12 protein-coding genes are annotated in these 13,749 nt (G+C 72.2%); 1 reads left to right on the top strand and 11 read right to left on the bottom strand.

The genetic code is table 11. The features are described from left to right. Positions 1 to 82: 82 nt before the first annotated feature. The 11 genes from ACQYWQ_RS27010 to ACQYWQ_RS26960 form a co-directional block, all read right to left on the bottom strand. Positions 83 to 1,228 (bottom strand): polyprenyl synthetase family protein, encoded by a 1,146-nt coding sequence (locus tag ACQYWQ_RS27010; protein WP_431038214.1) that lies wholly within the window; start codon positions 1,226 to 1,228, stop codon positions 83 to 85. After that, entirely contained in the window at positions 1,225 to 2,631 is a 1,407-nt protein-coding gene (gene hpnE / locus ACQYWQ_RS27005) for a hydroxysqualene dehydroxylase HpnE (protein ID WP_431038213.1), read from the bottom strand. The genes ACQYWQ_RS27010 and hpnE overlap by 4 nt, the downstream gene beginning before the upstream one ends. 127 nt (positions 2,632 to 2,758) lie before the next feature. Next, on the bottom strand, positions 2,759 to 3,697 hold the full coding sequence (hpnD, locus tag ACQYWQ_RS27000; protein WP_431039369.1) for a presqualene diphosphate synthase HpnD: 939 nt from the start codon (positions 3,695 to 3,697) through the stop codon (positions 2,759 to 2,761). Between the two features lie 8 nt (positions 3,698 to 3,705). Then, positions 3,706 to 4,635, bottom strand: a complete 930-nt coding sequence (gene hpnC, locus ACQYWQ_RS26995) for a squalene synthase HpnC (RefSeq protein WP_431038212.1) — start codon at positions 4,633 to 4,635, stop codon at positions 3,706 to 3,708. Between the two features lie 453 nt (positions 4,636 to 5,088). Beyond that, the gene (locus ACQYWQ_RS26990; RefSeq protein ID WP_431039368.1) at positions 5,089 to 5,841 is read right to left on the bottom strand and encodes an ABC transporter ATP-binding protein; all 753 of its coding nucleotides are present in this window, start codon (positions 5,839 to 5,841) and stop codon (positions 5,089 to 5,091) included. 25 nt (positions 5,842 to 5,866) lie between these two features. Next, positions 5,867 to 6,778, bottom strand: a complete 912-nt coding sequence (locus ACQYWQ_RS26985) for an ABC transporter permease (RefSeq protein WP_431039367.1) — start codon at positions 6,776 to 6,778, stop codon at positions 5,867 to 5,869. 156 nt (positions 6,779 to 6,934) lie between these two features. Further along, positions 6,935 to 7,822 (bottom strand): glycosyltransferase family 2 protein, encoded by an 888-nt coding sequence (locus ACQYWQ_RS26980; RefSeq protein WP_431038210.1) that lies wholly within the window; start codon positions 7,820 to 7,822, stop codon positions 6,935 to 6,937. A gap of 105 nt (positions 7,823 to 7,927) precedes the next feature. Beyond that, positions 7,928 to 8,707 carry a CDP-alcohol phosphatidyltransferase family protein gene (locus tag ACQYWQ_RS26975; protein ID WP_431038208.1) on the bottom strand — a complete coding sequence of 260 codons (780 nt, stop codon included), beginning with the start codon at positions 8,705 to 8,707 and terminating at the stop codon, positions 7,928 to 7,930. Then, positions 8,685 to 9,746, bottom strand: a complete 1,062-nt coding sequence (locus ACQYWQ_RS26970) for an iron-containing alcohol dehydrogenase family protein (protein WP_431038206.1) — start codon at positions 9,744 to 9,746, stop codon at positions 8,685 to 8,687. The genes ACQYWQ_RS26975 and ACQYWQ_RS26970 overlap by 23 nt, the downstream gene beginning before the upstream one ends. Continuing rightward, on the bottom strand, positions 9,734 to 10,486 hold the full coding sequence (locus ACQYWQ_RS26965) for a sugar phosphate nucleotidyltransferase (protein WP_010266797.1): 753 nt from the start codon (positions 10,484 to 10,486) through the stop codon (positions 9,734 to 9,736). The genes ACQYWQ_RS26970 and ACQYWQ_RS26965 overlap by 13 nt, the downstream gene beginning before the upstream one ends. Next, positions 10,483 to 12,381, bottom strand: a complete 1,899-nt coding sequence (locus ACQYWQ_RS26960) for a DUF5941 domain-containing protein (RefSeq protein WP_431039366.1) — start codon at positions 12,379 to 12,381, stop codon at positions 10,483 to 10,485. The genes ACQYWQ_RS26965 and ACQYWQ_RS26960 overlap by 4 nt, the downstream gene beginning before the upstream one ends. Positions 12,382 to 12,809: 428 nt before the next feature. Between ACQYWQ_RS26960 and ACQYWQ_RS26955 the strand changes: the two genes are divergently transcribed. Then, on the top strand, positions 12,810 to 13,721 hold the full coding sequence (locus tag ACQYWQ_RS26955; RefSeq protein WP_431038205.1) for a cation diffusion facilitator family transporter: 912 nt from the start codon (positions 12,810 to 12,812) through the stop codon (positions 13,719 to 13,721). Positions 13,722 to 13,749: the final 28 nt, after the last annotated feature.

The following is a 13,749-nucleotide window of genomic DNA, read 5'->3' as shown; positions in this document are numbered from 1 at the left end:
CGCCGGCAGGGGGCGGGGACGTCGGGCGGGCCGCACCGGTCGGCGACTGCGCGTCATCGCTGGCATGTCCGTCTGATGGTGATCATCTCTTTCGTACGACGACGAAGTCCGCGAGCGCCACGAAGGACGCCCGCACGTGGGGAGGCATCGGGACGCTGTCGAGGGCCCCGATGGCGATGTCGAACTGCCGGCGTGCCTCCTGCGAGGTCCACTCGCGGCCCCCGGCCTGCTCGATGAGGGCGGCGCGGGCGGCGAACTCCTCCTCCGAGAAGGAGTCGGGTCCGGTGGCCGCCGCGTCGGCGGCGAGCAGTTCGGCGAGCTTGTCGGAGGCCGGGCCGCCCGCGGCGAGCGCGGCGACGACGGGCAGCGACTTCTTGCGCTGGCGCAGGTCGCTCCAGGTCTGCTTGCCGGTGGCCTCGGGGTCGCCCCAGATGCCGAGGAGGTCGTCCACGGCCTGGAAGGCGAGCCCGAGGTGGTAGCCGTAGCGCTCCAGGGTGTCGGCGGTGTCCTCGTCGGCGCCGCCGAGCACGGCGCCGATGGAGGCGGCGCAGGCGAGCAGGGCACCGGTCTTGTTGCCCTCCATCTCCAGGCACTCCTCGACCGTGACGCGGTCGCGGTGCTCGTAGGAGATGTCCTGGGCCTGACCGTCGATCAGGGCGCGCGTGGCACGGGTGAGGCGGCGGGTGGCGCGTCCGGCCTCGGGGGTGCCGAGTTCGAGGAGGACCTCGTTGGCGAGGGCGAAGAGCGCGTCACCGACGAGGATGGCCTGCGCGGGGCCGTGGACCTTCCAGACGGTGTCGCGGTGGCGGCGCTGTTCGTCGCCGTCCATGAGGTCGTCGTGCAGCAGGGAGAAGTTGTGCACGAGTTCCACGGCGACGGCGCCCGGCACGCCGGTCTCGGCGCTCGCCCCTGTGACCTCGGCGGAGATGAGCGCGAGGGCGGGGCGCACGGCCTTGCCGCCGTCGCCCGACGTGGGCCTGCCCTCGGCGTCGGTCCAGCCGAAGTGGTAGGCGGACACCGTGTTCATGGGCGGCGCGAGCCGGTCCACGGCGGACCGCAGCACCGGCGTGACGAGGGCACGGCTGCGCTCGACGAGCGCGGTCACGTCCGGGGCGTCGGCGGCGGCTTCGGCCGAGGGCACAGTCGGCACGTTCTTCTCTCCTCTGTTCGCGGTGCTGGTCTTGGGGGTGTTGAGCGGCGTCCGGTCGGCCGGGGCCTGGGTGCTCATGCCGCCTCCTGGAAGTGGAAGAGGTGCGCGCCGGTGCGGCCGAGAGCGGCGAGCGCCGCGCGTGCCGCGTCGCTGCCGCTGCGCACGGCGCCCTCCATCGTGGCGGGCCAGCCGGTGTCGGTCCACGCCCCGGCGAGGTAGATCCCGGGGGCGCGGGTGGTGTTGCCGGGGCGCAGGCGCTTGCCTCCGGGGGCCGGGTCGAAGGTCGCCGTGCGTTCCCTGGTGACGAAGAAGTCGCGGATTCCCGCGCCGCGCGTGGCGGGCAGGAGTCGCTCCAGCTCGGGCAGGTAGCGCTCGCGCAGGGTGCTGACGGGCGCGTCGATCTCCTCGCCGACGGCCGACTGCGAGAGCGCGAGGTACTGGCCCGGCCCGGTGAGCCCGGAGGGCGCGGTGCGGTCGAAGACCCACTGCACCGGGCTGCCGAGCGCGGCGAAGAAGGGCCGGCGCAGCACCTTGCGGTCGTAGATGACGTGGACGTTGAGGATGGGTGAGGTGCCGAGCGCGGTGAGGTGCTCGGGGTGGTCGAGCGCCCCTTCGGGCAGCAGCTGGTGGGCCTCGTGCTGGGCCGTGGCGAGCACGACGGTGTCCGCGTCGAGCACGGCGTCCTCGGTGCGTACCCGCCAGCCGCCCCCCTCGGCGGCCTCGACGGCGCTCACCCTGGCGCGCAGCCGGGTGGTGACGCCGGCCTTGTCGAGGGCGCGGCGGGCGAGGGTGTCGTGGAGTTCGCCGAGCGGGACGCGGGCCCAGCCGATGTCGGCGGCGCCCGGCTCGGTGAGCAGCCCGGTCCTGAAGACCTTGGCGGCGAGCGCGAGTGACGAGTCGTCGGCGCGGGCGTTGAGCGTCGCGACCCCGACGAGGTCCCACAGGGCCGCGATGGTACGGGGGCTCTGCCCGTGCTCGCGCAGCCAGCTGCCGAAGTCGCGCCGGTCGAGCGCGGGGTCGGCGGGGTCGAGGCGGCGCAGCGCGAGCGCTGCCCGCGCCACGGACGCCCGCTCCTTCAGGCTCAGGTGGGGGTACGTGGCGAGGCCGCCCGCGAGGTGCAGGGGCACGGGTGCCTGGGTGCGCCGCAGTCGTCCCAGGCGCCAGGTGTCGGCGTCGAGGACGGGTACGTCGAGCCGGTCCTGCACGGGGGCGAGGTGAGCGGCGTCGATGCGGTGCAGGAACTGCTGGTAGGCGGTGCAGCAGCGCAGGTAGACGTGCTGGCCGTTGTCGACGGTGAGGTCGCCGCGCCGGAAGGAGAAGGCGAGTCCGCCGAGGCGGGGCCTGCCCTCCAGGAGGCTGACACGGACACCGGCGTCGGCGAGTCCGAGCGCGGCGGTCACTCCGGCGAGTCCGCCGCCGATGACGACGGCGTGCCCCACGCCGCCGGTGGGGGTGGTGGCTGAATCGGCCTGTTCGGTCATGCGTCCTCCCTGCCCGCCCCCGGGGTGGTGGCGTGCGCAGTGAGGGACGCGGACCTCAGCCCGGAGGTTGCCCGGTCGTGACCGGGTACGGGCGCTTTCGCGCGGCCCTGCCGCGCTGCCCTGCGTGTCATGGTTGTCCCCCGGCTCTCTGCCGCGCCGCTGCCTTGGCGTCGACCCCGGCGAGACCGCGCACGGCGACGTACGCCTTCTCACGGGCCGGCAGCGAGACGCGGCCGCGCAGCACGGCGTCCGGGTCCTGCTCGATGCGGTCGAGGAGGCGGTGGTAGATCCCGGCCATCGCCGAGACGCAGGCGCCGCCGCGCCGGTCGAGCATGGGAAGCAGCCGGTAGCCCTCGTCGAAGAGCGCGCGGGCGCGCCGCACCTCGAAGTGGACCAGGCCCGGGAAGTCCGCGCCCTCGGGCAGCGTCGCCGAGCCGAAGCCCGCGGAGCAACCGAATTTGTCGAGGTCCTCCGCCGGCAGGTAGGTGCGGCCGTTGCCCGCGTCCTCGCGCACGTCGCGCAGGATGTTGGTCAGCTGGAGCGCGAGGCCGAGCGTGTTGGCGTACTCGGGGGCGCGCACGCGGTCGCGCGCGCCCACCCGTACGCCGAAGATGCCGAGCGAGAGCCGGCCGATCGCCCCGGCGACGCAGCGGCAGTAGTCCGCGAGTTCGTCCCAGGTGCGGTAGGTGCGGCCCTGTACGTCCATCAGGACGCCGTCGATCAGCTCGTCGAGGGCGCCGAGCGGCACGGGGAAGCGCCCCGCGGTGTCGGCGAGCGCGACGGCGACCGGGTCGGTGTCGTCCTCGGCCACGTCCTTGGCCCGTACGCGCTCCAGGAGTTCGCGGCACTCGTTCAGCCGTCGCGTCTTCTCCTCCGGCGCCAGGGTGCCGTCGCCGATGTCGTCCACGCGGCGTGAGAAGGCGTAGACGGCCGACATGGCGCGGCGCTTGTCGCCGGGCAGCAGGCGGATGCCGTAGGCGAAGTTCTTCGCCTCGGCCCCTGTGACGCTCTCGCAGTAGCCGTAGGCGGCGTTCACCGCGGCGGGCAGTACGCCCTGCTCCTTCATCGTCGGACTCACCCCTCTCCTCGCAGTACTGCTCCCATCTCGCGCAGCAGCCGGGCCTTGGTGGGCTTCGGCGTGGTGGCGAGTACGTCGTTGCCCGCGTCGGCGATCGCCGCGAGGGCCGCCCGGCCCCCTGCGACGAAGCCGGCGAGCAGGAGCCGCAGGCGGCCGCGCACGCTCGCGACGAGGGGCAGTCCCTCGTCGAGCAGGGCGCGGGCGCGGTCGGCCTCGAAGGCGATGAGGGCGCGGACCTGCGCGCTCGCCCGGGGGGCGGCGAGGTCCGTCTCGGTGACGTGAAAGCGCGTCATGTCCTCGGCGGGCAGGTAGACGCGGTCGCGACGCAGGTCCTCGGCGACGTCCTGGAGGTGCTCGACGAGCTGGAGCCCGGTGCAGACGGCGTCGGAGCGGCGCAGCCGCTCGTCGCTCTCGGTGCCCGTGAGGCCGAGGACGAGGCGCCCGACCGGGTTCGCCGACAGCTCGCAGTAGGCGGCCAGTTCGTCCCAGGTGGCGTAGCGGCTGACCTTCTGGTCCTGCCGGTTGGCGCCGATGAGCGCCTCGAAGGGATCGGGGATCAGGCCGCAGCGGCGCACGGTGGGCCGCAGGGCGCGCAGGAGCGGGTGGTGCGGCGTCCCGGTGGAGCGGAAGACGCGGGCGAGGTCCGTCTCCAGCGCGTCGAGGAGGACGAGCCTGTCGTCGGCCTGGTCCTCGGGGACGTCGAGGTAACGGGCGTCGGCACCGCCGGGGGCGAGATCGCCGTCGCCGATGTCGTCGACGAGGCGCGCGAAGCCGTAGACGGCCATGAGGTCGGCGCGCCAGGACTTGGGCACGAAGAAGGGCGCCACCGGGAAGTTCTCCGCTCCGGCCTTGCCGAGCGTGGCGTTCTCCGTCGCGGTGGCGTGCGCCGCACCGGTGCCGGACGCCGCGACCCGGGGGGCGCTCATCGGCGGCCGCCCGTCGCGGGGACGGCGGGTACAGCGTGGAGGCGGAGGTCGTCCGTAGCCAATGCCGTCACATCTCCCGTTCTACACTGCGCACACAAAAGTCACTATTTCGGACACGCCGCCCGGCCGCCGCCCAGGCGTTTCGGTGCAGCATGTCCCCCTGTGCGGTATCGCACCACTCGTCGCGATTCGGCACCGGCACAGCTTACGTTGTACAACTCAACCGCTCGCGGCGGGGTGTTCAGCACGTCACAAGAACACACCGATTGCCGTCAACCTTCCCGACCCGCGACTTAGTTGACTGATCTTTGACCCGCTCGGCCGTGCCCGGGGAATAATCCGCGCACCCCGCCGGGACACGACGGAACCCCTGCCGGATTTGTCCGGCAGGGGTTCCGCTTTTGCTCCGGATGCCACGAAGAAGGGATGAAAAGCGCCCTTACGGCATTTCAGCTATTTACTGGTGAACTTCTCGTACTCCTTCATCACCTCGGCCGTGGGCCCGTCCATCCGCAGCTCCCCGTGCTCCAGCCACAGCACGCGGTCGCACGTGTCGCGGATCGACTTGTTGTTGTGGCTCACGAGGAAGACGGTGCCCGCCTCCTTGCGCAGCTCCCTGATCCGCGCCTCGGAGCGCTTCTGGAAGGAGCGGTCACCGGTGGCGAGGGCCTCGTCGATCATGAGGACGTCGTGGTCCTTGGCCGCCGCGATCGAGAAGCGGAGCCTGGCCGCCATGCCCGAGGAGTAGGTGCGCATCGGCAGCGAGATGAAGTCGCCCTTCTCGTTGATCCCCGAGAAGTCCACGATCTCCTGGTAGCGGGCCTTGACCTCGTCGCGGCTCATGCCCATCGCGAGCCCGCCGAGGATCACGTTGCGCTCGCCGGTGAGGTCGTTCATGAGGGCGGCGTTGACGCCGAGCAGCGAGGGCTGCCCGTCCGTGTAGACCTTGCCGCTCTCGGCGGGCAGCAGCCCGGCGATGGCCCGCAGCAGCGTCGACTTGCCCGAGCCGTTGGAGCCGATGAGCCCGATGGCCTGGCCCCGGTACGCGGTGAAGGAGACCCCGCGCACGGCGTGCACCTTGCGCACTCCGGGCGAGTCGCCGCGCTTGATGATGCGGTTGAGCGCCGCCGTGGCGCTGCCCTTGCCGCCCTTGGCCCCGTGCACCCGGTAGACGATGTGCAGTTCGTCGGCGATCACCGTGGGCATGTGCTCACGGCCCGCGTTGCGTCCCTCAGCCACGGCCGTACCTCTCTTCCGCCTTCCAGAAGTACACGAACCCGAGGGCCCCGACGACGACCGCCCAGCCCAGCGCGAAGGCCCACACGTGCGGCGGCAGGTAGCCGCTGCCGTAGCCGTCGATGAGCGAGTACCGCATGAGGTCCATGTAGATGGCCGTGGGATTCCACTGGAGCACGTCGCTGACCCAGCCCGGCACGTCCTTGTCCGCGAGCATCGCGGGCAGGCTGAACATGACGCCCGACGCGTACATCCAGGTGCGCATCACGAACGGCATGAGCTGCGCGAGGTCGGGGGTCTTCGCCCCGGCGCGCGCGAAGATCAGCGCGAGCCCGGTGTTGAAGACGAACTGGAACACGAGCGCGGGGATGACGAGCGGCCACCGCATGTTCGGCCAGCAGCCGGTCGCGAAGAGGATCACGACCAGCACGATCATCGAGTACAGGAGCTGCTGGAGCTGCTGGAGCGAGAAGGAGATGGGCAGCGAGGCACGCGGGAAGTGCAGGGCGCGGACCAGGCCCAGGTTCCCGGAGACGGCCCGTACCCCCGCCATCACCGAGGACTGCGTGAAGGAGAAGATGAAGACGCCGGTGACGAGGAAGGGGATGTAGATGTCCTTGTCGATGCCCTTCCGCGCCCCGAGCAGCAGCCCGAAGATGAAGAAGTAGACGAGCGCGTTGAGCAGCGGTGTCGCGACCTGCCACAGCTGGCCGAGCTTCGCCTGGCTGTACTGGGCGGTGAGCTTCGCCCGCGAGAAGGCCAGGATGAAGTGGCGACGGCCCCACAGCTCACGGATGTACGCGCGCAGCCCGGGCCGGGCGCCGCTCACCGTCAGCCCGTACTTCGCCGCCAGCTCGGGGCGGCTGAGCCCTTCGTCGGGCGAGGGCGGGAGCGTGGGTGGGCTCACCGGGGCGCCCTTCTCCTGCGTTGTGTCACTCACGGGGGAACCTTCGTCTGCGGAGATCTGCGGAAATCTGCGGGGACCGCGGTCCGCCGGTGCCCCGGGCGCGAGCGCGCCCGGGGCACCGGTACCGCCGGGGTACGTCGTGTGCGGGACAGCGTGTCAGATGATCGGCGGACGGCCCAGCCGGGTGAGCCGCCACACCGTGCGCCAGCGCATCGGGCGGCGCGGGCCGCAGCTCTTCGCCCAGCCCTCGCGGAAACCGCCGAACCAGGCCCGTAGCGCCGCGCCGTTCGGCCGCCGCGCGAGCGTGAGCAGGAGCCACACGCCGAGGTAGACGGGGACGAGGGGCAGCGGGAGGTTGCGGCGCGCGAGCCAGACCCGGTTGCGGGCCACCATGCGGTGGTAGACCGCGTGCCGCGAGGGGGCCGTCGTGGGGTGCAGGAGCACCATGTCCGCCCGGTAGTCGATCGACCAGCCGGCGTCGAGGGCGCGCCAGGCGAGGTCGGTCTCCTCGTGCGCGTAGAAGAAGTCCCCCGGCAGCAGTCCGGCCTCGGCGAAGACACGGGTGCGGACCGCGTTGGCGCCGCCGAGGAACGTCGTGACCTCGGAGGAGCGCAGCGGGTCGGAGGCCCGCAGCCGCGGTACGTGGCGGCGCTGCGTGACGCCGGTCTCGGGATCGGCGATGCGGAAGCTGATGATGCCGAGCTTCTCGTTCCCGGCGAACGCCTCGCGGCACAGCTCCGCGGTGTCGGTCCGTTCCAGGAGCCCGTCGTCGTCGAGGAAGAGGAGGATGTCGACCTCGCGCCCGGCCGGGCCGAACGCCTCGATCCCGACGTTGCGGCCCCCGGGGATGCCGAGGTTCTCCGGCAGCTCCACGGTGCGGACGCCCTCGGGCACCTCGGGGACCGGGGAGCCGTTGCCGACGACGACGACCTGGACGGGCTCGCCCTCCTGCTTGGCGACCGAGTCGAGGAGCAGTCGCAGCTCCTCGGGCCGGTTGCCCATAGTGATGATGACGGCGCCCACCGTCGGCGCGGACTGACTCATGCCTGCTTCCTCTTCCTTCTCGCGCCCCTGGGTCCAGGATCTCCCTGCGTCCGGGACGCGGCGCTCATATCGCTCGTCGCACGTGTTCGCCCGTCACGAACCGCTTCACTTCAGCCGGCTCGATGCGAGGATCGACACGAGGTGCAGCAGCGTCTGCACGAGCGCGATGGCGGCGAGCACGGCGATCCCGAGGCGGGTGAAGAAGAGGTCGCCGCGGATCTGGTCGATCACCGCGAGCACGATGATGAGCAGCGAGGCCTCGATGCCGAGGATCAGCCGGTGGAACTGGAGGGCCGCCGCCGCCTTGCGGGCGAAGGCCACCTTCGTGGAACGCGGCTCGGCGGCCGCCTCCTTGACGACGGGCAGCCCGCCCTGGTGCCGGGCGACACCGACGAGGTCGGTCTCGGACTTGATGAGGATCGCGCCGAGCGCGGCGAGCGTGCCGAGGAAGGCCCACAGCCAGTCGATGCGGCCGCTGCCGAAGACGTCGGCACCGCGCAGCCCGAAACCGACGAGCACGGCGGCGTCGGTGAGGTAGGCGCCGACCCGGTCGAGCCAGACCCCGCTGAGCGAGAACTGCTTCTTCCAGCGGGCGACCTCGCCGTCCACGCAGTCGAGGAGCAGGTAGAGCTGGGCCATGACGGCCCCGAGCACGGCCCCCGGGATGCCCGGCCACAACAGCGCCGGGCAGGCGAGGACACCGAAGAACGTCATCAGGTAGGTCAGCTGGTTGGGCGTGACCTTGGTGTTCACCAGGTACCGGTCTATGCGCAGGGAGATCTCGCGCATGTAGATCCGGCCGGCCCAGTGCTCGCCGCTGCGTCGGTCCTTGACCCCGGCGGGGTGGACGACGGGGCGGAGTTCAGCTACCGATGGCCTTGGCATAGTCGGCGTACGCGTCCTTGATCTGGTCTGTCGACAGGTTGAGGTGTTCGAGGATCGTGTAGCGGCCCGGTCGGGTCTGCGGGGCGAACTCGACGGCCTGGACGAATTCGTCCGCGGAGAAGCCGATGTCGCCGGGCAGTACGGGCTGGTGGTGGCGGCGCAGCACCTCGGCCATGTACCCGGCCTGCTCGCCCGCGCCGCGCAGGTGCATCGCGAAGACCGCGCCCATGCCGCACTGCTCGCCGTGGCTCGCCGCGCGCCTGGGGAAGAGCAGGTCGAAGGCGTGGTTGATCTCGTGGCAGGCGCCGGAGGCGGGGCGCGAGTCCCCGGCGACCGACATCGAGATGCCGGTCATGACGAGGCCCTCGGCGAGCGTCTGGAGGAAGTCGTCCTGGCTCACGTCGCCCGGGTGGCGCAGGATCGCCTCGCCCGCCTGACGGGCCATCGCGGCGGCGAGCCCGTCGATCGACTCGCCCGTGACGCGGTGGGACAGCTCCCAGTCGGCGACCGCGGAGATGTTGGAGATCACGTCGCCGATACCGGAGCGCACGTAGCGGGCCGGGGCCTCGCGGATGACATCGAGGTCGATGACGACGGCGATCGGGTTGGGCACCCCGTAGGAGCCGCGGCCCGCGTCGTTGTCGAGGGTCGCGACCGGGGAGCAGAGCCCGTCGTGCGAGAGGTTCGTGGCGACGGCGACGAGCGGCAGCCCGATGCGCGCGGCCGCGTACTTGGCGCAGTCGATGATCTTGCCGCCGCCGAGGCCCACGACCGCGTCGTAGTGCCCCGACTTCATGGCGTCGGCGAGCCGGATCGCGTCGTCGAGTGTGCCGCCGCCCACCTCGTACCAGCTCGCGCCCGGCAGGGCCGGGGCCAGCCGCTCGCGCAGCCTGGCCCCGGAACCGCCGCTGATCGCGATGGCGAGCTTGCCCGACGCCGAGATCCGCTGGTCGCACAGGACGGTCGCGAGATCGTCCAGGGCGCCGGGGCGGATGTCGACGGCGAGCGGCGAGGGAATGAGCCGCGTCAGTACCGGCACGCGATCTCCCGCCCCTTGGCCAGGTCCTCGTGGTTGTCGATCTCGACCCAGCTGACCTCGCCGATGGGGGCGACATCGATGGTGAAGCCGCGGTTGACCAGCTCCTGGTAGCCGTCCTCGTAGTAGAGCTGCGGGTCGCGCTCGTACGTGGTCCTGAGCGCGTCGGCGAGCTGCTCGGCCGCGTCGCCCTCGATGAGCGTCACGCCGATGTACTCGCCGGTCGCCTCGGCCGGGTCCATGAGCTTGGTGATCCTGCGGACGCCCTTGCCGGGCTCCACGACGACCTTCATCTCCTCGTCGGCGAGCTTCTTCACCGTGTCGAGCGCGAGGATGATCTTCTTGCCCTCGCCGCGCGCGGCGAGCAGCGTCTTCTCGACGGAGACGGGGTGCACGGTGTCACCGTTGGCGAGGATCACCGAGTGCTTGATCGCGTCGCGGCCGCACCACAGGGAGTAGGCGTTGTTCCACTCCTCGGCCTTGTCGTTGTCGATCAGCGTGATCTTCAGCCCGTACTTGGCCTCCAGGGCCTCCCTGCGGGCGTAGACGGCCTCCTTGCGGTAGCCGACGATGACCGCGACCTCGGTGAGGCCGATCTCGGCGAAGTTGCCGAGGGTCAGGTCGAGGACCGTGAGACTCTCCTCCTGGCCTTCGGGCCCGACCGGCACCAGCGCCTTGGGCAGGGTGTCGGTGTACGGGCGCAGACGCCTTCCGGCGCCGGCCGCGAGCACGAGGCCGATCATGCGGGTTCTCCTTCGTCGTGTACGGCGGGTGCCCCTGCGGACACCCAGAAGCGGATGCTCTCGAAGAGCACCACGAGGGCCACGAGCACGGCCAGGACCGTGAGCGCGGTGGCGAAACCGCTCCCGCCGAGTACCGCGGCGAGGAGGGCGACCAGCAGGGTCCTGCCCTCGTGTCCGGCGATGGCCTGGGTGAGCCAGCGGGGCGGAGCGCCGGTGCCACCGCGGATGCGGTACACCGTGTCGTAGTGATGGTAGGCGACCGCCGCCACCAGCCCGAAGGCCGCGGGAAGCGCGCCGTGCGTATCGCTGCGCGCCGCGAGCAGCAGGATCGTGCCGTACTCGGCGGCCCGCAGGAAGGGCGGTACGAGCCAGTCGAGCGCGCCCTTGAGGGGGCGCGAGACGGCGAGGGCCGAGAGGAGGACGTAGACCCCGGCGCCGAGCACCGGCCAGGCGGAGCCGTACGAGGTGAAGGCCGCGCTCGCGGTGACGGCGGCGGCGCCGAGCAGCGCGGACACGGGCACGACGATCCCGGGCAGGGCACGGCCGAGCGGGCGCAGCACGCGGGCGACGAGCCGGGCGAGCGGCCCCGAGTCGGCGAGGTCGGCGAGCGCCTGGGCGGCGCGGTCGGTGCGGACGGCCTTGCGGGTCACCGAGCGCAGGAGGCGCCCCGCGGTCGTGTAGCAGGCGGCGAGGCCGCAGCCGATGAGCAGGACGACGAACGTGATCCGGGGCGTGGTGCACGCGGTGAGCACGGCGATCATCGCCCAGCGCTCGCCGATGGGCAGCACGATCATGCGGCGCAGCCACACGGTCCAGCCGACCGAGTCGAGCTTGCCGGAGAGCGCCGCTGTCGGGCTCGTGTTCGCGGCGGCGTCGTGGTTGGCCTCGTTGAAGGAGAAGTCGATGACGTGGCGGCAGGTCTGGAGGACCATCGCGCCGAGCGCGAGCGCCCACACGTCGTCCCCGCCGCGCGCGGCACCGAGGGCGAGGCCCGCGTAGTACGCGTACTCCTTGGCGCGGTCGAAGGTCGCGTCGAGCCAGGCGCCGAGCGTCGAGTACTGGAGCGAGTAGCGGGCGAGCTGGCCGTCGGTGCAGTCGAGGACGAACGAGGCGAGGAGCAGCGCGCCTGCCGCGATGTACCCGGAGCGCGTCCCTGTGGCCGCGCAGGCCGCCGCGATGAGCGCGGTGAGCAGTGAGGCGGTCGTGACCTGGTTCGGGGTGAGGCCGCGGCGCGCGCACCAGCGCGCGATGTAGCGCGAGTACGGGCTGATGAAGTGCGTGGTGAAGAAGCCGTCGCGGGCCTTGACGGCCGAGCGGAGCCTGATCGCCTCCTCGTCGACGGCCTCGACGGACTGCCGCGCCTCGTTGCGCTCCTGCGGGCTCGCGGGGACGGCGGCGACGAGCGAGCCGAGGTCGGGGCGGTGCACGGCGGTGCCGTCCGCGTCGAGGAGCCCGGCGAGCCTGTCGGGCAGCGGGCCGCCGGTGTCCGCGTCGGGCAGGACCTCGGTGCCCGGCCCTCCGCCCTCGGCGGGCATCGGCTGGCGCAGGGGGTGCGCGGGCGCGAGCGGGGCTCCCTGGGCCGCCGGGGAGGCGCCGCGTACGGCGGTGTCGAGCGCGCGGGCGAGCGCGGGGCGGGCCTCGGGCCGCGCGGTGACGGCGCCGGGCACGGCGGCGGCGGGGAATCGGGGGTCGGTGAGTCCGAGACGCAGGGAGTGCGTGTGGCCCACGAACCGGGAGTCGACGAGCGCGACGCGTTCCCCTGCGGGGACACGCGCGAGCACGCTCGGGGTCTGCGACGGCTCGGTGACGACCCGCACCCCGAAGCCGAGCGCCCGCAGCTCACCCTCCAGGGGGGAGCCGGGCACCGGCGGACCGGTGAGGATGGCGGTCGACAGAGGAACTCACTCCTTGGGGGCCGGCCCGGCGCCGGGCCGGGCAGCGAAGGGGGTGACAAGCGCCGCGGACCACGCCGGGGGGAGCGTGAGGGGCGGGCGTCGGCTGAGGTTATCGGATGCCGTGTACCGGGGGTTCACCACCCGTTCACGGTCCGAGGACGGCCGGGACGCGTGATCATCATGCGCGATCCGTGCCGGGTTCCCAAAAGCGTGGGGCGTATCCGGACGAACGGTGCCGACATTCCGCCAGGGGCCGACAATTCGCCACAAGCGTGCATAACCTGGGCCCCTCCGGCCCTTGAGGAGCGGGGCAGGGAGCATCGCCCCGCGGAAGCCGCTGGTCAGCACAATGACAACGGTGTTCAGCCTCGTGTTGCTCCGCGCCCGGAGGTAAGGGTTCACTAACCGCGAGAGAAGGGGAGGATCTCATGGGCCACGATCACTCGCACGGCACCGCCACGCACGCCCACCGCGGCCGCCTCCGCATCGCCCTCGCGCTGACCCTGGCCGTGATGGTCGTCGAGATCGTGGGCGGTCTCCTCTCCCACTCGCTCGCGCTCGTCGCCGACGCCGCGCACATGGCGACCGACGCGCTCGGCCTCGGCATGGCGCTGCTCGCCGTGCACGTCGCGGCGCGGCCGCCGAGCGACACGGCGACGTTCGGGTACGCGCGGGCCGAGATCCTGGCGGCGCTCGCGAACTGCCTGCTGCTGCTCGGGGTCGGCGGGTACGTCGTCTACGAGGCGGTGCGGCGCTTCATGGAGCCCGCGCAGACCGACGGCTCGCTCGCCCTCGTGGTGGGTGTCGTGGGTCTCCTCGCCAACTGCGTCTCGCTCGGGCTGCTCCTGCGCGGCCAGGAGGAGAGCCTCAATGTGCGCGGCGCCTTCCTGGAGGTGATGGCCGACGCGCTCGGTTCGCTCGCCGTGATCGTCTCGGCGCTCCTCGTATGGCTCACCGGGTGGCCGTACGCGGACACGATCGCCTCGCTGCTCATCGGGCTGATGATCGTGCCGCGCACCTGGCGGCTGCTGCGGGACACGCTCAACGTGCTCCTGGAGGCGGCGCCGCGCGGGGTCGATCTCGCGGAGGTGCGGGCGCACATCCTCGGCACGCCCGGGGTGTGCGCGGTCCACGACCTGCACGCGTGGACGATCACCTCGGGGATGCCGGTGCTCTCGGCGCACGTCGTCGTCGACTCCGGCGTACTCGACTCGGTCGGGCACGAGAAGATGCTCCACGACTTGCAGGGCTGCCTCGGCCACCACTTCGACGTCGCGCACTGCACCTTCCAGCTGGAGCCCGCCGGGCACGCGGAGCACGAGGCGGGCAGCTGTCTGTAGCGGCCGAGCGGCGGCTCACCGGCCCGGT

It is taken from the genome of Streptomyces sp. P6-2-1 (assembly GCF_050613165.1).
In the GTDB taxonomy this organism is placed as follows: domain Bacteria; phylum Actinomycetota; class Actinomycetes; order Streptomycetales; family Streptomycetaceae; genus Streptomyces.
The sequence above is the reverse complement of the archived record's forward strand: the minus strand, read 5'-3'. Positions and strand labels throughout refer to the sequence as shown.

Excerpts from the sequence above, each read along its gene's own strand:
- ACQYWQ_RS27010 (WP_431038214.1), bottom strand. The coding sequence starts at position 1,228 with ATGAGCACCCAGGCCCCGGCCGACCGGACGCCGCTCAACACCCCCAAG.
- hpnE (WP_431038213.1), bottom strand. The coding sequence starts at position 2,631 with ATGACCGAACAGGCCGATTCAGCCACCACCCCCACCGGCGGCGTGGGG.
- hpnD (WP_431039369.1), bottom strand. The coding sequence starts at position 3,697 with ATGAAGGAGCAGGGCGTACTGCCCGCCGCGGTGAACGCCGCCTACGGC.
- hpnC (WP_431038212.1), bottom strand. The coding sequence starts at position 4,635 with ATGAGCGCCCCCCGGGTCGCGGCGTCCGGCACCGGTGCGGCGCACGCC.
- ACQYWQ_RS26990 (WP_431039368.1), bottom strand. The coding sequence starts at position 5,841 with ATGCCCACGGTGATCGCCGACGAACTGCACATCGTCTACCGGGTGCAC.
- ACQYWQ_RS26980 (WP_431038210.1), bottom strand. The coding sequence starts at position 7,822 with ATGAGTCAGTCCGCGCCGACGGTGGGCGCCGTCATCATCACTATGGGC.
- ACQYWQ_RS26975 (WP_431038208.1), bottom strand. The coding sequence starts at position 8,707 with ATGCCAAGGCCATCGGTAGCTGAACTCCGCCCCGTCGTCCACCCCGCC.
- ACQYWQ_RS26965 (WP_010266797.1), bottom strand. The coding sequence starts at position 10,486 with ATGATCGGCCTCGTGCTCGCGGCCGGCGCCGGAAGGCGTCTGCGCCCG.
- ACQYWQ_RS26955 (WP_431038205.1), top strand. The coding sequence starts at position 12,810 with ATGGGCCACGATCACTCGCACGGCACCGCCACGCACGCCCACCGCGGC.